This window comes from Nitrospira sp. (genome assembly GCA_029194535.1).
Classification (GTDB): domain Bacteria; phylum Nitrospirota; class Nitrospiria; order Nitrospirales; family Nitrospiraceae; genus Nitrospira_C.
The window spans coordinates 673,307-691,476 of record JARFXR010000002.1 but is presented as its reverse complement, the minus strand read 5'-3'; the positions used below and the strand labels follow the sequence as shown (position 1 = coordinate 691,476).

General features: G+C 57.9%; 16 protein-coding genes. 10 read left to right on the top strand and 6 right to left on the bottom strand.

Going from position 1 to position 18,170, the window contains the following annotated elements; genetic code table 11:
- Positions 1 to 3 precede the first annotated feature (3 nt).
- The 7 genes from P0111_14700 to P0111_14670 all read left to right on the top strand — a co-directional run bounded on the left by P0111_14700 (position 4) and on the right by P0111_14670 (position 7,823).
- Positions 4 to 2,235: an NADP-dependent isocitrate dehydrogenase gene (locus P0111_14700; GenBank protein ID MDF0645276.1), complete on the top strand. Its 2,232-nt coding sequence runs from the start codon at positions 4 to 6 to the stop codon at positions 2,233 to 2,235.
- Positions 2,236 to 2,331: 96 nt separating this feature from the next.
- Entirely contained in the window at positions 2,332 to 3,042 is a 711-nt protein-coding gene (locus tag P0111_14695) for a 2Fe-2S iron-sulfur cluster-binding protein (protein MDF0645275.1), read from the top strand.
- A 96-nt stretch (positions 3,043 to 3,138) separates the two neighbouring features.
- Positions 3,139 to 4,722, top strand: coding sequence for an FAD-binding protein (locus P0111_14690; protein MDF0645274.1), 1,584 nt, complete (start codon positions 3,139 to 3,141; stop codon positions 4,720 to 4,722).
- A gap of 108 nt (positions 4,723 to 4,830) precedes the next feature.
- On the top strand, positions 4,831 to 6,009 hold the full coding sequence (gene sucC, locus P0111_14685) for an ADP-forming succinate--CoA ligase subunit beta (GenBank protein MDF0645273.1): 1,179 nt from the start codon (positions 4,831 to 4,833) through the stop codon (positions 6,007 to 6,009).
- Between the two features lie 78 nt (positions 6,010 to 6,087).
- Positions 6,088 to 6,681, top strand: a complete 594-nt coding sequence (locus P0111_14680) for a hypothetical protein (protein MDF0645272.1) — start codon at positions 6,088 to 6,090, stop codon at positions 6,679 to 6,681.
- Between the two features lie 30 nt (positions 6,682 to 6,711).
- Positions 6,712 to 7,584: a succinate--CoA ligase subunit alpha gene (sucD, locus tag P0111_14675; protein ID MDF0645271.1), complete on the top strand. Its 873-nt coding sequence runs from the start codon at positions 6,712 to 6,714 to the stop codon at positions 7,582 to 7,584.
- A 116-nt stretch (positions 7,585 to 7,700) separates the two neighbouring features.
- Positions 7,701 to 7,823, top strand: coding sequence for a hypothetical protein (locus P0111_14670; protein MDF0645270.1), 123 nt, complete (start codon positions 7,701 to 7,703; stop codon positions 7,821 to 7,823).
- A gap of 71 nt (positions 7,824 to 7,894) precedes the next feature.
- Here the strand turns inward: P0111_14670 and P0111_14665 are convergent, their stop codons facing one another.
- The gene (locus P0111_14665; protein ID MDF0645269.1) at positions 7,895 to 8,863 is read right to left on the bottom strand and encodes a VIT1/CCC1 transporter family protein; all 969 of its coding nucleotides are present in this window, start codon (positions 8,861 to 8,863) and stop codon (positions 7,895 to 7,897) included.
- 184 nt (positions 8,864 to 9,047) lie between these two features.
- Here P0111_14665 and P0111_14660 point away from each other — a divergent pair, with 184 nt between their 5' ends.
- Positions 9,048 to 9,878: a response regulator gene (locus P0111_14660; GenBank protein ID MDF0645268.1), complete on the top strand. Its 831-nt coding sequence runs from the start codon at positions 9,048 to 9,050 to the stop codon at positions 9,876 to 9,878.
- A gap of 318 nt (positions 9,879 to 10,196) precedes the next feature.
- Here P0111_14660 and P0111_14655 read toward each other — a convergent pair whose 3' ends face one another.
- The 3 genes from P0111_14655 to P0111_14645 all read right to left on the bottom strand — a co-directional run bounded on the left by P0111_14655 (position 10,197) and on the right by P0111_14645 (position 11,839).
- Entirely contained in the window at positions 10,197 to 10,322 is a 126-nt protein-coding gene (locus P0111_14655) for a hypothetical protein (protein MDF0645267.1), read from the bottom strand.
- 81 nt (positions 10,323 to 10,403) lie between these two features.
- Positions 10,404 to 11,072, bottom strand: coding sequence for a hypothetical protein (locus tag P0111_14650; GenBank protein ID MDF0645266.1), 669 nt, complete (start codon positions 11,070 to 11,072; stop codon positions 10,404 to 10,406).
- Between the two features lie 398 nt (positions 11,073 to 11,470).
- Complete coding sequence (locus P0111_14645) at positions 11,471 to 11,839, bottom strand: hypothetical protein (protein ID MDF0645265.1); 369 nt, start codon at positions 11,837 to 11,839, stop codon at positions 11,471 to 11,473.
- 247 nt (positions 11,840 to 12,086) lie between these two features.
- On the opposite strand from P0111_14645, the gene P0111_14640 reads away from it, so the two are divergent.
- Positions 12,087 to 12,950: a cyclase family protein gene (locus tag P0111_14640; GenBank protein ID MDF0645264.1), complete on the top strand. Its 864-nt coding sequence runs from the start codon at positions 12,087 to 12,089 to the stop codon at positions 12,948 to 12,950.
- Positions 12,951 to 13,818: 868 nt separating this feature from the next.
- Here the strand turns inward: P0111_14640 and ahcY are convergent.
- Positions 13,819 to 15,078, bottom strand: coding sequence for an adenosylhomocysteinase (gene ahcY / locus P0111_14635; GenBank protein ID MDF0645263.1), 1,260 nt, complete (start codon positions 15,076 to 15,078; stop codon positions 13,819 to 13,821).
- 107 nt (positions 15,079 to 15,185) lie between these two features.
- On the bottom strand, positions 15,186 to 16,334 hold the full coding sequence (metK, locus tag P0111_14630; protein MDF0645262.1) for a methionine adenosyltransferase: 1,149 nt from the start codon (positions 16,332 to 16,334) through the stop codon (positions 15,186 to 15,188).
- A 379-nt stretch (positions 16,335 to 16,713) separates the two neighbouring features.
- On the opposite strand from metK, the gene P0111_14625 reads away from it, so the two are divergent.
- Positions 16,714 to 18,141, top strand: a complete 1,428-nt coding sequence (locus P0111_14625; GenBank protein MDF0645261.1) for a cytochrome c biogenesis protein ResB — start codon at positions 16,714 to 16,716, stop codon at positions 18,139 to 18,141.
- The last annotated feature ends 29 nt before the right edge of the window (positions 18,142 to 18,170 follow it).

The window sequence follows — 18,170 nt, the reverse complement described above, 5'->3', positions numbered from 1 at the left end:
ACCATGAGCACGAAAGCCTCCAAGATCATCTATACGAAGACCGATGAAGCGCCGATGCTGGCGACCTATTCGTTTCTTCCGATCATCAACGCCTTCTCGAAGGCCGCCGGCGTGACCGTCGAGTTGCGGGATATTTCGTTGGCCGGACGAGTGTTGGCTGTGTTTCCCGAATATCTGACCCCGCAGCAGAAGCAGCCGGACGCGCTGGCCGAGCTCGGCGAGCTGGCCAAGACACCGGAAGCCAACATCATCAAGCTGCCGAACATCAGCGCGTCGATCCCGCAATTGGTCGCCACGATCAAGGAGCTCCAGAGCCAGGGGTACAAGCTGCCTGACTATCCGGAAATTCCCAAGGACGACAAGGAAAAGGACATCAAGGCTCGCTACGACAAAGTCAAAGGCAGCGCCGTCAACCCGGTGCTGCGCGAGGGCAACTCGGACCGCCGCGCGCCGCTGTCCGTCAAGGCGTATGCCAGAAAACACCCGCACAAGATGGGCGCCTGGAGCTCCGATTCCGGGACGCACGTCTCGCACATGACGGCAGGGGATTTCCGCTCGAACGAAAAGTCCGTGACGATTCCGGCCCCAACTACCGCGAAGATCGAGTTCGTGGGGGCGGACGGCAAGGTCACGGTGCTGAAGGACAAGATCGCGTTGCAGGCCGGCGAAGTTCTCGATGCCACGTTCATGAGCGTCAAGGCCTTGCGCAAGTTCCTCGAAGAGCAGATCGAGGATGCGAAGAAGAAGGGAGTTCTGTTCTCTCTGCACATGAAGGCCACGATGATGAAGATCTCGGATCCCAAGATCTTCGGACATGCGGTGACTGTGTTCTACAAAGATGTCTTCGAGAAGCATGCGGACACCTTCAAGAAGCTTGGTGTCGATCCGGACAATGGAATCGGAGACCTGTACGCCAAAATCAAGTCGTTGCCGGAAGATCAGCGCAAGGCGATCGAGGCAGACATTCAGGCGGTCTACCAGAAGCGTCCGCCTATGGCGATGGTCAATTCCGACAAGGGCATCACCAATCTGCACGTTCCCAGCGACGTCATCATTGATGCGTCCATGCCTCCGGTGATCCGTGACTCGGGCAAGATGTGGAATCCGGAGGGCAAGCTACAGGATGTGAAGTGCGTGATTCCCGATGCGAGCTATGCACCCGTCTACCATGAAATGGTCGAGTTTTGTAAGAAACACGGCGCGTTCGATCCCAAGACGATGGGGAGCGTTCCCAACGTCGGCTTGATGGCGCAGGCGGCGGAAGAGTACGGCTCGCACGACAAGACCTTCAAGGTTCCCGGTAACGGCACGATGCGCGTAGTCGATGCCGCGGGCAAGACCCTGCTGGAGCACAAGGTCGAAGAGGGTGATATCTGGCGGGCCTGCCAGGTGAAGGATGCCCCGATCCAAGACTGGGTCAAGCTGGCTGTGAACCGTGCCAAGGCGACGGGGGTGCCCGCCGTGTTTTGGTTGAACAAGGACCGAGCCCATGACGCCGAGTTGATTAAGAAGCTGAATACCTATCTGCCGAAGCATGACACGACCGGCCTTGAGATCAAGATCATGGCGCCGGCCGATGCCTGTCGCTACTCACTGGAGCGGATGAAGGAAGGCAAGGACACGATCTCCGTGACGGGCAACGTGCTGCGCGACTACCTCACCGATCTGTTCCCGATCCTCGAGATCGGGACCAGCGCCAAGATGCTCTCGATCGTTCCGCTGTTGAACGGCGGTGGCCTGTTTGAGACGGGTGCGGGTGGATCGGCCCCGAAACATGTGCAGCAGTTCCAGGAGGAGGGATATCTCCGATGGGACTCACTCGGCGAGTTTCTTGCCTTGGCCGCATCGCTTGAGCATCTGGCGAAGGTGGGGGATAACCGGGTGGCAAAGATCTTGGCCGATACGCTGGATCAAGCCAATGCGAAGTTCCTCGAGAGCAATAAGTCCCCCGCACGCAAAGTCGGCGAGATAGACAATCGCGGCAGCCATTTCTACCTCGCTCTGTACTGGGCGCAGGCCTTGGCGGCTCAGACGGCGGATAAGACCATCGCCGAAAAATTCTCAAAGATCGCCAAAGATCTCGGCGACAACGCCGCGAAGATCGATCAGGAGCTCCTGGCTGCTCAAGGCAAACCTCAGGACGTCGGCGGATATTATCATCCGAACGACGAGAAGGCTTCGAAGGCGATGCGTCCCAGTGCCACACTGAACAAGATCATCGACGCGATCGCGTAAGTCATGGGCAAGACGGCCGGGCCGCAGGGCGGCCCGGCCGGAGTGAGCGTCAAGACAGTCGGTTCCGGCGACGATTCAGAATGAGGATGCAGGGAAATGGCTCCAGACGATACCAACGTCATCGACCAACCTGAGGTGCTGAAACCCAGGATGGTGACGATTGAAATCTCCGGGAAAAAATACGAAGTCCCGGAAGGGATCACCGTCATCAAAGCCCTGTGGTATACCGGCCAGGAAGTGGTCAGAGGCGCAGGTTGTCTCGGCGGTTTCTGCGGCGCTTGTGCGACCTACTATCGAACCAAGGATGACCCCAAGGTCAGAACCTGTTTGGCCTGTCAGACGGCGGTGCAGGACGGTATGTCGTTTACGATCATGCCGCCCTTCCCGGCCCGGAAGGCCATTTACGACATCCAGACCCTGAAGGACCCCAAGCAAGACCTGTTCAACCTCTATCCCGAAGCCCCTCTCTGTAGAAATTGCAACGCATGCACGGAAGCCTGTCCGCAGAAAATCGACGTTCGTGAGGGCGTCTGGAAGGCTGTGTTCGGCGATTTCAAGAGCGTATCGGAAATGTTCATGGACTGCGTGATGTGCGGGATGTGCACGCCGGTCTGCATTGCCGATATCGCCCCCAACCTTGTCGCACTGTATGTGAGTCGGGCCCAAGGCGCGCATTTCGCCGAGAAGCCGGCGGGCTTACAGACTCGCATCAAGGAGATTCGAGACGGTCGTTTCAACGACGAGTGGAAGAAGATTCTCAAAATGAGCGAGAAGGAACTCGCCGATCACTGCGCGACGGTGAAGTGAAATGGCGATATTCGTCAATCGTCAGTCCTCAATCGTATCGAAGCTCTGAGAGAAGACGGTTGGCGAATGACGCTTGACGCATGACGGATTGAGAAGATGGACATTCACGCACTCCAACAAATCGTCCACAAGACTCGAGATGCACGCCGTAAGCAAACCATCCCGAAGTTTTCTCCCGCCGATCGCGACCAGCTGATTCACAAATACCATCCCGACTTTCGCGCGAGCGCCTATCGCCCCATCCGATTCGGCCCCAATGCCGGCGACAAGACCGTTGTGGAGCTGGCGACCCTGTTGGAAGGGGATAGTCCGATTCAGAGCGACAGCGACCTGACGCCCCACTACACGACCGACGTGCTGGTGGTCGGAGGCGGAGGCGCGGGCTGTGCCGCGGCTCTGCATGCGCACGGCGCCGGCTCCAAAGTCATTCTGGCCACCAAGCTCCGACTCGGAGATTCGAACAGCGTGATGGCCCAGGGTGGGATGCAGATTTCGGTCGCCCCGGAGGACTCGCCGGTCACGCATTTCATCGACACCCTGAAGGGCGGTCACATGCAAAATGACCATGCCCTGCTCAAGGTGATGGTCGAAGACGGGCCGGCCATCGCGCAATGGCTGATTGATCTCGGCGTTCTGTTCGACCGGCAGGCGGACGGCAATCTTCACGTGAAGAAGGGCGGCGGCAGCTCGAAGCCTCGTCTCCTGACCTGTTCAGACTACACCGGGCTTGAAATCATGCGGGTATTGAAGGACGAGGTCATCAATCAGAAGATTCAGTTGCTGGAGTTCTGCGCGGCAGTCGAACTGCTCAGCGACGACGAGGGGCGTTGTGCCGGCGCCGTGTTCAAGGACCTCGACAATCATCGTACGGTCGTGGTTGCGGCCAAGTCCGTGATTCTCGCCACGGGCGGCATCGGTCGCCTGCACATCCAGGGGTTTCCCACGAGCAACCATTATGGGGCCACCGGCGACGGGCTCTGTCTGGCCTATCGAATGGGTGCCAAACTCGCGCATATCGACACGTTTCAGTATCACCCGTCCGGCGCCGTGTACCCGGAACAATTGATCGGGGCCTTGGTGACGGAAGGCATCAGGTCCGAAGGCGGACATCTCGTCAACGCCAAAGGCGAACGCTTCGTGAATGAGCTCGACACGCGCGACGTGGTATCGTCTTCCATCATCCGCGAATGCGAGGAGGGTCGCGGTATCCGTACGATGTCGGGTCGTGTCGGAGTCTGGCTCGATACCCCGCTTTTGGACGCGGAGCATGGACCCGGAACGGTGGAAAAGCATTTCCCTGCCATGATGCTGCAGTTCGAGCGGTTTGGTATCGATATCAGCAAGGATCCGGTACTGATCTATCCCACGCTGCATTACCAGAACGGCGGGGTGAAGATCGATACGAATTCAGAGACCGACGTGCGTAACCTCTTCGTGGCGGGTGAAGCTTCCGGCGGTCTGCATGGGCGCAACCGCTTGATGGGGAATTCGCTGCTGGATCTCATGGTGTTCGGCAAGCGGTCGGGACTGATGGCTGCGTCCCGCGCCGCGTCAATGCAACAGGGAACACTGACGCTGAAACACCTGCAGCGGTTTCGCGCCGAAGCCGGTAAGCACGGCAATTCCAGCGGAGTGATTTCGCCGATGGTGCTGCCAGCGTACACACGAAAAGTAGGATAGTGCTGAGCGATGAGTGCTGTGTGCTGAGATTGGGAATGCGAGAGCTTTTGTTCAGCTACTCAGCACTCAGAACTGAGTACTCAGCACTGAAGCGACAGAAGGAGCGACATGAACGTTCATGAATTTCAGGCCAAGTCGATCTTTGCCCAGTTCGGTGTCCCTGTACCCCGGGGGAAGGAGATCACGTCCCCCGGTGCGGCGACGGCCTGGGTCGATGAACTCAATACACCTGTCTTCGTCGTCAAAGCCCAGATTCACGCAGGCGGTCGTGGAAAAGCCGGTGGGGTCAAGATCACGAAGGACAAGGGGACGGTGGCGGGCCTGGCCAAGGAACTGCTCGGCAAGACGCTCGTGACGCATCAGACCGGTCCCAAGGGGCGCACCGTCCATCGTCTGCTGATCGAGGAAGGGGCCAACATCAGCAAGGAGCTATACCTGAGCATTCTCGTCGACCGTGAGACCGCATGGCCAACGTTCATCGCCAGCACAGAAGGTGGAATGGAAATTGAAGAGGTGGCTGAAAAGACCCCGGATAAGATCATCAAGGAAGCCATCGATCCAGCGGTCGGTTTTCAGGCGCACAATGGGCGTAACGTGGCCTATGCCCTCGGCCTTCAGAACATCGAGCCTGCGGTCATTACGCCCTTCGTTCAACTGCTCGGCAATCTCTATAGACTGTTCATGGAGAAACATGCGGCGCTGGTCGAGATCAATCCGTTGATCATCACCAAGGACAAGACTCTGGTGGCCCTGGACGGCAAGGTATCTTTCGACGACAACGGGCTCTTCAAGCATGAAGACGTGCAGAACATGCGGGACTTGAACGAGGAAGAACCGTTGGAGATCGAAGCCACGGCGAATAACCTCAACTACGTCAAACTCGATGGAAACATCGGCTGCATGGTCAACGGCGCGGGCCTCGCGATGGCGACGATGGACGTGATCAAGCTCGCCGGCAGCGAACCTGCGAATTTTCTGGACGTGGGCGGCGGTGCCACCAAGGATACGGTGGCGGCGGGCTTCAGAATTTTGCTGAAGGATCCGAACGTCAAGGGGATCTTCATCAATATCTTCGGCGGGATCGTCCGCTGCGAGCGGATCGCCCACGGAGTGATCGAAGCCGCGAAGGAAGTCAAAATCACGGTGCCTTTGGTCGTGCGTCTCCAGGGAACGAACGCGGAAGAAGGGCGAAAGCTCCTGGCGGAATCCGGTCTGAAGCTGGACGTGGCCGATGATCTGTGGGAGGCCGCGCAAAAGATTGTCAAGTTGACGGGAAAGGCGGCGTAGGTCGGTTCCTCCGAACCTTCGCGACCGTCGTGCAGCAGGCTCGATCGGCCGAATCCTATTGTCCATAGGAACACTTCAATGCACTGGACGACGGCAACATTTGCGCTGCTAATCGTGACTATGTCGGGATGCATGATGGTGCGGGAGGGTAAGGTCAAGCCTCCGGCACAGTGGCCTCCCCAGCAGACTCAACAGCAGAAAAAGTCCATCGGCTTGATCGTGGCCGGTGCATTGGATCCCAAGGGTTTCAGCCAGATGCCTCGAATGGAAACGGTAGAATCGGTCCGCCGCCAGGCATTTAAAGCCTATTCGGAGTCAGGCTTGTTTTCGTCGGTCGTGACATCGGGGGAGCCGACGGACATCAGAGCCGACATCGCGGTCATCGAAGACGAGGGCGACGGTCCGGGGGTGTGGGCCTATCTGTCGGCATTGACGTTTGCGATGATACCGGGATACGTCTCCGAAGAAGTGATCGTCTCGACGAGTTTTTCGGACCGTCAAAGGCGGTCGCTCGACAGCGTGGAGCAAAAAGAGGAATTGGGTTTCTGGATGCAGTTCTTCCTGCTTTTTGCGATGCCGTTTACGGAAGCCACAGCCTCGATCAGCCAGTCGGTGCACTACGATATGCATCGAGCCACCATTCAAGAAGCCCACGGCAAGGGCATCTTTTAGAAACCAGACACCGGATAAAAGGACAACTCCATGTCAATTCTCGTGAATAAAGCCACGCGGGTAGTGGTGCAAGGGATCACGGGCAAGGAAGGCTCGTTCCACGCGACGCAGTGCAAGGCCTACGGAACGCAGATCGTAGCGGGGGTGACGCCCGGTAAGGCCGGGCAGGAGGTCGAAGGCATCCCGGTGTTCAATACGGTGTCCGATGCGGTCAGAAAGACCGAGTGCGACACGTCCCTGATCTTTGTGCCGCCTCCGTTCTGCGCCGACGCCATTCTGGAAGCGGCGGATGCCGGTGTGAAGCTGATCATCTGCATCACCGAAGGCATACCCGTGAACGACATGATCAAGGTCAAGCGCGCCCTCCGTGGTCGGGATGTTCGTTTGATCGGGCCCAACTGCCCCGGCGTCATCACCGTCGATGAGGCGAAAATCGGCATCATGCCGGGCTTCATCCATAAAAAAGGCATCGTGGGCGTGGTCTCTCGAAGCGGCACGCTGACATATGAAGCCGTGCATCAGTTGTCGACGCTCGGACTCGGCGAAACCACATGCGTAGGTATCGGCGGAGACCCGGTCAACGGAACCGGGTTCGTCGACGTGCTGCCGCTGTTCGAGAAAGATCCCGAAACGCAGGCGATCGTCATGATTGGCGAGATCGGGGGGGATGCAGAAGAAAAGGCGGCGGAATTCATCAGAAAGCACGTCAAGAAGCCGGTCATCAGTTTTATCGCCGGGATTACGGCGCCTCCGGGGCGCCGGATGGGACATGCTGGTGCGATCATCTCCGGGGGGAAAGGCACCGCCACGGAAAAGATGAAGGCGCTCGAACAAGCCGGCGTGAAGGTGGTGAAGAATCCCGCCGAGATCGCCAGGGCGGTGAAGAAGGCGTTGGGCAAGTAACCATCACGTCTGATCTCCCGCCCGCCACGGCCGTTCTAGACTTTGCCGTGATCCTCGAGCCGCTCCGGCTAAGGAAGGCCGTAATCACGGCCTGGCGCTGAGGGGCTGGTGTGCTGATGAGTAATCTGCCGATGGACTTTCTGGACGAACAGAAAGTCAGAGGGGTGGACATCATCCATGCTTGGACCATCGGATCCTTGGGCAGCCGTTACCTCGTGCCGCGCAACTCAACGGTCTGATCGCGGGGGGCGTGATAACGGAGAGTGTACCGCCTGTGACCCCGAGATCCCTCACGAGAGTCGGCGATGTCCTACAAGGCGATTCCCCAGATGCCCTTGGCGAGAACCCCGATCCCGTAACTGACGCTTACGGCTACGGTAATGATCGCCAAGTTCAGCAGGATTCGCCGCTTGATGTCCATACCGGACAGAAAAGACAGGATGGCCGAGATCACGACGACCATCAGGCCGGCTGTGATCACGGACAAGACGGCGTCAGCCGCGCCGAGAAGCACCGGTAGCACCGGGATGGTCGCACCGAAGAGGTAGGCGATCCCTACGAAGGCAGCCGATGCGAGCGGCTGCTCCGCCATGACCGTCGATTCGAATGGTTCCCCCAGAAACATTTTCTTGGCGCTTTCGGTCGCTCTGACCTCCTGTTCGGAATTGAGCGCCAGGAAGGCTCCCGCCGCCATCGAAAGCGCACCGGCCACCGCGGTCGTCGATGAGGCGATCAGCACCAGCGTCGCGCTGCCGAAGGCTCCGAAGAAGCCGCTGACGGCGCCGAGAATTTCCACCAAACCGTCATTGAGACCCAAGAAGATATTGCGGACCTTCTCAGCATTGATCTTCCGTTCGGTCAGACTGGTCACCAGCACGTCTTCATGCTTGAACTCGTCCATCAGAACGTCGCGGAGAGCCGCTCCCGACGGTTGGTCCTGAAACTCTTTCCACAACGCAAGGTACTTCCGAACCCCGTGAACCTCAATGGCTTCCAGCACCAGATGCACGGCGGTGATGCCGAAGCAGCGGCAGGTGAGGATGAGAAGCTGCAGCTTGATGGATCGGCTCAGATCCAAGTGCTCGATATCCATTGAGAAGAATCGTTTCCAGAATGCCAGGTGGTCGATCTCGATCGCGATCAGCGCGTCCAGAGTCTGTTGTGCGTCACGGTCGCGCGTGATCTCACGGAGCTTGCGATACAGGAAGAGATCGAACAATTCATCCAAGATCAGAGTTCGAGCCAGGGATGGATGGTGCGAGCCATGGGGATGTGTCATGGGGGGTGAGTACCGATTACCGACAGATTATAGCGAACAGCTTCCGGTTCCGTCGACAAGGCCTTGGCCGGTGCTCGCACGGAATCGTCTATTCCGCCGGTTTTCTTGACGAAGCCGCCGCACTACGATAGAAAACTTAGAGAACAATTAGAACTATAGAACCGGTACGAAAGGCTTCACGGCGATGCACCGCGCTCCCAGACGATCGCGTACCCTGATCAGGATTCAGGTCGAATTCCAAGGCATTTCGGAAGACGTGTCGATCAAAGGAAAGGGGTATACGCTCGATCTGAATATCAACGGCTGTCGGATTGAAAGCAGCAGTCCCGTGCCTCGTGGAAGTTACGTGCGGCTGCGGCTCGCCATTCCCAAGGCGCCCCATCCGGTGCTGATCGGCATGGCTCGAGTCAGATGGGTCCAGGCTGGATCCTTCGGGGTGGAGTTCATCCAACGGTCTGCCGAGGACCTCCCGTACATCAGTCGAGCCACGGCCGAGAGCAACCGGCAGGTCTCGGCTCAGGCGCTTCAGCCGAAGGCAGGCAAGGCTCCCTGCACGGTCCTCGTTGTTGAGGACGACCCCGACGTGCTGCATCTGTGCGCCCGCACACTCGAAGATGTGGACTGCAAGGTCCTCAAAGCGCCAGGGAGTTCGGAAGCCCTGCAGATCTGTACCAGCCATAGTGGACCGATTCATTTGCTGTTGGTCGACCTCGTCCTGCGTCCACCGGTTCTGCAACTGAGGTCCGGACATGAGCAATATCCTCGCGTTCACGGGTGTGACCTTATCGAGCAAATCCTCCGTATTAGGAAAAAGTGCCATGTGGTGTTCATGTCGGGTCATGATGAAGCGGCGCTGAAGGCGCTTGGCATCGAAGTCGGAGGAGCCCTGTGTCTGCAGAAACCATTCAGCCGTGAAGACCTGCTGATGGCGATCAATCAAGCCATGGCGGGACTGCCCATGGTCTCCAAGCTTCCTCATTCGGGAACGGTCAAACGGGCCGTCAACGCAGGGTAGACGCGGTTCCCTCCCTCAATTGTTTTCACGTCGACCAAAACGAAGCCGCCGTCATCCGGCTTCTTCAGGCACCCCGCAGGTCGGTGTCCTCGCTACACCGTAGCTGCCGGTTAAACCGGACATGGATTTCGTGGATTGAGCGCGGACCGCGATGGGACCCGGTGCGATCGGTTGGGGAGCACGACCTGTGGATACTGTCGGTTGATGGCGCTGACTTGAGAGGAGCGGCAATTCAGCGTCGCGCTTGCGTGACCACACCAACACCCTCGGGGCGGCTCTTCGCCCGCGCGGCTGACTACGGCTGATCCGCAGCTCCGATCAACCGATCAGGAAATAAGCGCCCAGACCGGCGACCGTGAGCAAGGCGAGACCGAGCATCGCCTTCTCATGACTGCAGAGGCCTTCCTGCGCCTTACAGACTGCGAGGGAGCACATGACGGACATGAGCAGCCTCTCCTTCGTGCTCTTTTAGGCTATACACCGGACTGATACCGAGTCAACCCCTCCGACAGCTGACGGTCGGCATTACTGGAATCTGTAACCCAACATCACCCCGGCTTGAACCATTTTGGCGTCCGGATCTTCGAACCCGACCGACCTGAAAAATACTCCCACGGTGAAATTGAACAACCGGAGGCCGGCATCCGCCGTAACCCCGATCCGTGACGTGGGGTTCGGTCCCACATCGGCCGTCGCAGCAAAGGGCATCAGCAATCCGATTTTCGCGTAGCAATGCTCGTATTCGGCTCCCCCGCCAACTGCTGCATAGGGAAAATTGATGGAGGTCCAGGAGTTGACTGCGTCATCCCGGCTCCAATGCTCGTAGCCCACACCGGCAAAGGGATACAGTTCAAGGCTTTCGGTCGGTCGAAAGCCATAGCGCAGATCGGTATAGAAGCGGCGTCCCTCATTGGGAATAATCCCTGCGTCATCGTCCAGCTTCTCTCCCAGCCACCAATTCTCGAAGTTGAAGCCGACGCCAAGACGATCGAAGCGCGCCAAGGCATTGATCCCCAACGCGACGAGGGACTTATGCCCTCCGATCCCCTGTAATTCATCCCAAGCGATCGTTCCCCCTTTCGCATAGGGCTCAACTTCGATTTCAGCCGGCCCCAGGGTAAAAGCCTGAGCTCCCTCCCAAGGTTGCACAGCCACGAGGCAGACAAGTGCGATACCAAAAGCTCGGCAGATCATGAGGATCCTTTCCTTACTTCACGACGGGAGGTCGTTCGACAAAACATGGTTTACGGATCTGACACGAAGAGAGCGGCCGGCGAAGCATTTCAAATTCCTATCGAGATCCATATAGATACAGGATGAACCCTGTACCGATCCATAAGAATTTGAACGGATCGCTCGCCGAGTGGTTCATTTCGGGTTCCTGTGCGGCCTAGCTAGGTCATGCACGACGGGCGAGTCCATGTCATCGAGATCTTTGCCGATACCGATATAGCGGAGCAGGAGGGAGCAGGGACTCAACCGAGGCGGGCGGTGAGGATGGACCCAGGACATTCTCGTCGATGTCCAAGACCGGGTAGTCTCGGGAGCAGACCATCAACCGGCCAGGGGCCTCCGAACAGAAGGGGAGGAGACTACCGGCAATTGGGCGGAGGACTGTTTCCAAAGACCTGTTTGAGGTTCGTCCATCGTTCGAATTCGGTCGGCGAGAGGTCTCGAGCTCCCAGGCTGCTCGATTTGGTTGAGAGCTTGACCCATTCCTCGTACATGGCGCATTCCTCGGCGGAAGCGGCAGGAATTCTGGACTGCCCATCCCTCATGGATTTGATGCTCTCCCCGGCTGGAGCAGACGATTTGGAAGTGAACTCCGGCGATTCGGGAATCGTGCTGAAACCTTCTCGATTTGATTCCTGTAGCGGCTGGCAACCGGCGCGAGGGGTATCGGTATAGACTTCGCCTGGGCATACATACAGGGCCGCGGCAACGATGATGGTTTCCAGCATGGAACCCTCCCTTAGTCGGAACTCTGTGCTCCATCAACCTAGCATGGCTCTTCCAATCCAGAAAGCAAAACGAGGGGTTTTGCAGTAGCAGCCACGGGCCACCGGCAGGGTGCCGATCGTGAGCCGTCCGACGGCTTCCTTCTCGATCTCCTTGAGAGGTGCCCAGGAATACCTCGAGTCTTGGTGGTTGGATCTTTGAGCGCAATAGGAGATATTCTCCAAGAGCCAAACCGAACCAGGAGGAGTCATGGAGAGCAAGCGTGTGTCCGACAGGAATTACCGTCCACGCGGATTGATGAGGAGCCTGGCCATACTCGTGATGACGGCAAGCGTTGGATGTGCGGAAAGCCTCCTCCAACCCTATTCGTTGGCTTTGCAGCAATCTCGGTTGGTCGACCTGACCCATGCCTTTGGAAGCGAGACGATCGTGTGGCCCACCGAGCAGGACGTCAAACTGGTCGTGCAGCATGCAGAGGACATGCCCCGTGGCTATTACTATGCCTCCAATCGCCTGGAGCTTCCCGAGCATGGCGGCACCCACATCGACGCGCCGATTCATTTTTCCAGAGGGAAACAGACGCTCGATCAGGTTCCCATCGAGCGTCTGGTCGGCAGTGCGATTCGCGTCGACGTCGCAGAGCGGTGCGCCAGGGATCGCGATTACCGCATCGTGGTCCAGGACCTTGAGCGATGGGAATCCACCCACGGCCGGATACCGGCCCATGCCATAGTGTTATTCAACACGGGCTTGAGTCGATATTGGCCGTCCAGGAAGGAGTATCTCGGAACCGAACTCAGAGGATTGGAGGGAGTCGCAGCCCTGCATTTTCCCGGCTTACATCCCGATGCGGCGACGTGGCTGGTGCGCGAGCGACGGGTCAAGGCCGTCGGGATCGATACCGCCTCGATCGATTATGGACAGTCAACCAAGTTTGAAACGCACGTGGCGTTGCTCTCCAATAATGTGCCGGTGTTCGAAAACCTCGCCGGCCTCAGCCAACTTCCAGAACGTGGATTTGACGTGATCGCTCTGCCGATGAAAATCGCCGGCGGCACCGGGGGGCCGCTGCGAATCATCGGTGTCGTACCTCAAGGCAAAGTACTTCGTTAAGCAGACGGGGCGGCCAGGCCTGCTCTGCTCATCGCTCCGACTCGACCGCGCAAGCCGCAGGCTGCTCGGCATCGCAAACTTGTTCAGGCCCCACTCCGTTAGACCTGAACTTCGAACATGCGCCGCCGTCCTCATGCTTCGGACCACAGCGTTCCAGCAAGCGCAGTGCCCTCGCTTCCGCTCCATTCGCTTCCGCAGGCCTGACCACCCACTCTTGTGTAGGTAATACAGACCAATGGTTCTTGTTTCAGTGGCTTCCTCTTCTAACTCGTTCATTTACTCGGGGCAATTTTTGGACGCGAGGACATCGCAGATACTGTTTTTAAGCGAGGCTTCGCTAGTCCGAAGGGTTACCAAGCTCTAGGCGCTGAAGCTTCTCAAAGGCTTGAGGCTGAAGCTCGTGAGCGGGCATCAAAAATTCCCGTGTCTAATAACAGTTGAGAGCGAGTGAGATTTATCATCTCGGTTACTTACCTGCAGTGCTTTATCAGTGGGTAGATCTGATCTTGTCGCCAGTCCACCGAGAGCGATATCACGCACGCAAGCGGAGAACGGTGAAAGACTCTTTGGACGACCATCAAGGCGGCGCCGGGTCACCGCTCTTGCTGAACCAAAACGGCGCGCTTGTCGGGTGCCAAGAAAACAACGGCCGCCTCAGCTGAGGCGGCCTCTTGTTCTACTCCACGAAGCAGACTGGGAAAGGGCTTTCAGCGGGTGGCGTCGATCAGCCACTCGCTCGCAGCGGGGTCCCTACACCGGGCGGGGTAAGAGGGCGCACGGCGCGATGAATAAAAAGCGCCACGCCTGTGCGCGCTGCCGAGATGGTGAGGCGGCCGGACCGAGCGATGATCGACGACAGGACCCACGATTACGTCCCCATTTCCCAGGATGCGAGATACTTTTTCTGTTCCGCCGTCAACATGTCGATCTGCACGCCCATACCGGCGAGCTTCAGCCGCGCGATTTCCTTGTCGATGGCTGGGGGGACCGGATAGACTTTTTTCTCCAGCATCTTGTAGTGCTTGCCGATATATTCCGCGCCGAGCGCCTGATTCGCGAAGCTCATGTCCATCACGCTCGACGGATGGCCTTCGGCAGTGGCGAGGTTGACGAGTCGTCCTTCGCCGAGCAGGCTGACGCGATGGCCGTTCTTTTTGAAGGTGAATTCTTCGACTCCCGTCCTCACGATGCGACGTTTCTTGGCCAGCCGCTCCAAAGCCGGAATGTCCAGCTCCACATTGAAGTGGCCGCTGTTGCAGACGATCGCACCGTCTTTCATGACTGCAAAGTGCTCGCCGCGAATCACGTGGATGTTGCCCGTGACGGTGACAAAGAAATCTCCGATGGGAGCCGCCTGCTCCATCGGCATGACCCGGAATCCGTCCATGACCGCTTCCAGTCCCTTCAACGGATCGATCTCAGTCACGATGACATCGGCTCCCATCCCCTTGGCCCGCATGGCAATCCCTCGCCCGCACCAACCGTAGCCAACCACGACGACGACTGAACCGCAGACGAGCCTGTTGGTCGCGCGCACGATGCCGTCCATCGTCGATTGGCCGGTGCCGTACCGGTTATCGAACATGTGTTTGGTGTCGGCGTCGTTGACCGAGATAACGGGGAACTTCAGGACCTTCTTCTCCGCCATGCTTCGGAGGCGGATTACGCCGGTGGTGGTTTCCTCGGTGCCGCCGATCACGTTGCGAAGGAGGTCCTTCCGCTTTGAATGGAGGTGCGACACGACGTCGGCTCCATCGTCCATGGTGAGGTGCGGGCGATGGGCGATGGCCGATTCGATGTGGCGATAGTAGGTGGCATTGTCCTCGCCCTTGATGGCGAACGTCGGAATGCCTTCATGTTGAACGAGCGCCGCGGCAACATCGTCCTGCGTGCTGAGTGGGTTTGAGGCGCAGAGACGCACATCCGCGCCGCCCGCCTTCAAGGTGATGGCAAGGTTGGCCGTCTCCGTCGTGACATGCAGGCAGGCGGTTACGCGGACGCCCTTGAGCGGCTGCTGCCGCTTGAACCGCTTCCTGATGAGTCGCAACACGGGCATCGTCACTTCCGCCCATTCGATCTTGAGTTTGCCTTGGTCGGCCAGCTTGATATCTCTCACATCGTAATCCACTGATTGCCTCCTCGTTAAGCGTGACGCGTAAAGCGGAAGAACCCCAGAAAAAAGGGGACGGGTCGGGACCCGTCCCCTTCAGTTCTGTGCCTAGCTTGATCTCAATGCTACAGTCCTGCTTCTCTGCGCAGGACTTTCGCCTTGTCGGTCTTTTCCCAGGTAAACTCCGGTTCGCTCCGGCCGAAGTGGCCGTAGGCGGCCGTTTTCCTGAAAATCGGACGACGAAGTTTCAGGTGATCGATGATGCCGCGCGGGGTCATGGGGAAGTGTTTGCGCACGAGCTTGTCGAGGTTGTCGACCGAGACTTTCTCGGTATTCTTCGTGTCGACCAGGACTGAGACCGGATCGGCGACGCCGATCGCGTACGCCAATTGCACCTCGCACTTGTCTGCCAAGCCGGCTGCGACGAGGTTCTTCGCGATGTAGCGCGCCATATACGAGGCGGAGCGGTCGACTTTTGTGGGATCCTTTCCGGAGAAGGCGCCGCCGCCGTGGCTGCCGTGCCCACCGTAGGTGTCCACGATGATCTTCCGGCCGGTCAGGCCGGTGTCCCCCATCGGACCGCCGACGACGAAACGGCCGGTGGGATTGATGTGGTGCTTAACGCTCGTCGGATCGTAGAGGCCCTTCGGCATGACCGGCTTAATCACCTTCTCCATGATGCCGCGCTCGATCTGCCTGTTCGTGACTTCGGGACTGTGTTGGGTCGAGACGACGATCGTGTCGATACGAATCGGCTTCCCGTTCCGATATTCCACGGTGACTTGCGACTTGCCGTCCGGTCGCACCCAGGGAAGGATGTTCTTCTTGCGGACTTCGGCGAGACGACGGGTGAGGCGGTGAGCCAAAACGATCGGCATCGGCATGAGCTCGGACGTTTCGTTCGTCGCGTAGCCGAACATCAGTCCTTGGTCACCGGCTCCGCCGGAGTCGACTCCCATGGCGATGTCGCCGGATTGCTGGTGGATGGCCGTCAGGACCGAACAGGTATTACAGTCGAATCCCCATGAGGCGTCGGTGTAGCCGACGTCCTTGATCACGTCGCGGATGATATCGGGGATCTCCACGTAGGCCTTGGTGGAAATCTCGCCGGCGACGAAGGCGATCCCGGTCGTCAGGATCGTCTCGCATGCCACGCGCGAAAACTTGTCCTGGGCGATGATGGCGTCCAGGATACCGTCTGAAATCTGGTCGGCGATCTTGTCGGGGTGGCCTTCCGTCACGGACTCCGACGTGAACAGGTAGTTGTTTCTCATGGGCTCCTCAAGTTCGGTGGACGATTGTCCGGCCTTCCGGCGTGAACGCATTCACAGCAGCGTTGCCGGCAATATGCGTAATTCCTGCGATACTAGCGGAGATAGGGTGGAGTTGTCTATCTCTTCAATAGTAGGGACTTGCGCTGTTCGACAAGATGGTAAGCTTTGCGCCGCCGGCACCGGCCGCTCGCTTGACACCACTTTTCGGGCACTTGTAAGATGGCGCTGTTGAGGCCTTCCTCCCTTGCGGTTGTACCAAAGGACCTATCGCCAGTGACGGTATCTCCTTCCGGCTTGTAATTGTCCTTGTCAATCGGGTGGTAGCGTCTGGGCCCCAGAAGATTGTGTGTCTGGTGAAGGAAATGGGACTTGTGAGACGATGAACGGTCAGCCTGAGGCCACCGCCGAGCGTGAAACGCCCCGCAATCCTGCGCCGGGCCTTGGTTGGGAAGAGTTCTCACGCGAACTCGTGGAATTTTTCGCGTCGATCAAGCTGGCGATGTTTCTGTTCCTCTTCATCGCCATTACAGCCACGATCGGGACAGTCATTCAACAGGGTGAGCGACCTGAGACCTACATTCAGGAATACGGTGAGAATGCCTATCGATGGTTCCTGCGGCTCGGTATCACGGATGTCTACCATACGTGGTGGTTCACCGGCCTGCTTGGACTGCTCTGTGTCAACTCCTTGACGTGCTTCTACAAGCGGTTTCCTGCGGTTTGGCGGTCGATGAAGCAGGACAAGGTCAGCGTGTCAATGGCCTTCATCAAGGGCTTGAAGCAACAGGCCGAGATTCCTGTCCGGGGTGACAAGGAGACGGTTGCCCAGTCATTGGCCCAGTACTTCATCGAACGAGGCTATCGTGTCTTGGCGAAGAACGACGCGAGAGAGGTCACGTTGTACGCCACCAAAGGCGTGCTCGGACGCGTCGGCGCGCATATGGCACATTTGAGCGCTACGGTGATTGTCGTGGGCGGCCTGCTAGGCAGCTACTACGGATTTCAGGAGTTCGGTGTCTGCCTCGAAGGTCAGACGTATCACATTCCGCGCGGAGACTTCGATCTCAAGGTCGACAAGTTCTGGATCGATTACCACGAAAACGGGTCGGTCAAGTCCTATAACAGTACCCTGACCGTCCTCGAAGGCGGCCGGCAGCAGCTGACTAAGACGATTACCGTAAACGATCCACTGGTCTATAAGGGCATCTGGTTTTATCAGTCCAGTTATGGAGACGCATGGGATCAAATCGAGATTGCGCGGCTCAATATTAAGGACAAGGAGTCGGACAAGATCATCAAGACGGTCGATCTTGAATGGCAGAAAGAACAGGCGATCGACGACTTGAAATTGAAGTTGGCGGTTACGGATTTCGTCGCGGATTTTGCGTTCAACTCCACCGAGAAGAAGGTGTATTCCAAGACCGTCGAGCACGCCAATCCCGCGATCAAGCTGACCGTCAACGAGCGAAGTACGGTGGAAGCCACTCCGTGGATCTTCTATCAGTTCCCTGATCTCTTCGATATCAAGGATTCGAAATATCAGTTCGAATTGATCGGCTACAAGCCGAAGAAATATACCGGGCTTCAAATCGCTAAGAATCCCGGTATCAATATCGTCTGGCTCGGATCCACCATGATCGTCGTCGGCATCACATTGTCCTCCTTTATCTACCACCGAAGGTTGTGGACGAAGATCGTCTCATCGGATCAGGGTTCGACGGTCCACGTGGGTGGAACGACGCACAAGAGCCAGATCGATTTTCAGAAGGAATTTCGAAAGCTTACGGAAAAAATCCGCACGTTCTGAGCCGCAACGGGGAGTAGTCAAACGGCTGT

Excerpts from the sequence above, each read along its gene's own strand:
- P0111_14700 (MDF0645276.1), top strand. The coding sequence starts at position 4 with ATGAGCACGAAAGCCTCCAAGATCATCTATACGAAGACCGATGAAGCG.
- P0111_14695 (MDF0645275.1), top strand. The coding sequence starts at position 2,332 with ATGGCTCCAGACGATACCAACGTCATCGACCAACCTGAGGTGCTGAAA.
- P0111_14690 (MDF0645274.1), top strand. The coding sequence starts at position 3,139 with ATGGACATTCACGCACTCCAACAAATCGTCCACAAGACTCGAGATGCA.
- sucC (MDF0645273.1), top strand. The coding sequence starts at position 4,831 with ATGAACGTTCATGAATTTCAGGCCAAGTCGATCTTTGCCCAGTTCGGT.
- P0111_14680 (MDF0645272.1), top strand. The coding sequence starts at position 6,088 with ATGCACTGGACGACGGCAACATTTGCGCTGCTAATCGTGACTATGTCG.
- sucD (MDF0645271.1), top strand. The coding sequence starts at position 6,712 with ATGTCAATTCTCGTGAATAAAGCCACGCGGGTAGTGGTGCAAGGGATC.
- P0111_14670 (MDF0645270.1), top strand. The coding sequence starts at position 7,701 with ATGAGTAATCTGCCGATGGACTTTCTGGACGAACAGAAAGTCAGAGGG.
- P0111_14665 (MDF0645269.1), bottom strand. The coding sequence starts at position 8,863 with ATGACACATCCCCATGGCTCGCACCATCCATCCCTGGCTCGAACTCTG.
- P0111_14660 (MDF0645268.1), top strand. The coding sequence starts at position 9,048 with ATGCACCGCGCTCCCAGACGATCGCGTACCCTGATCAGGATTCAGGTC.
- P0111_14655 (MDF0645267.1), bottom strand. The coding sequence starts at position 10,322 with ATGTCCGTCATGTGCTCCCTCGCAGTCTGTAAGGCGCAGGAAGGCCTC.
- P0111_14650 (MDF0645266.1), bottom strand. The coding sequence starts at position 11,072 with ATGATCTGCCGAGCTTTTGGTATCGCACTTGTCTGCCTCGTGGCTGTG.
- P0111_14645 (MDF0645265.1), bottom strand. The coding sequence starts at position 11,839 with ATGCTGGAAACCATCATCGTTGCCGCGGCCCTGTATGTATGCCCAGGC.
- P0111_14640 (MDF0645264.1), top strand. The coding sequence starts at position 12,087 with ATGGAGAGCAAGCGTGTGTCCGACAGGAATTACCGTCCACGCGGATTG.
- metK (MDF0645262.1), bottom strand. The coding sequence starts at position 16,334 with ATGAGAAACAACTACCTGTTCACGTCGGAGTCCGTGACGGAAGGCCAC.
- P0111_14625 (MDF0645261.1), top strand. The coding sequence starts at position 16,714 with ATGAACGGTCAGCCTGAGGCCACCGCCGAGCGTGAAACGCCCCGCAAT.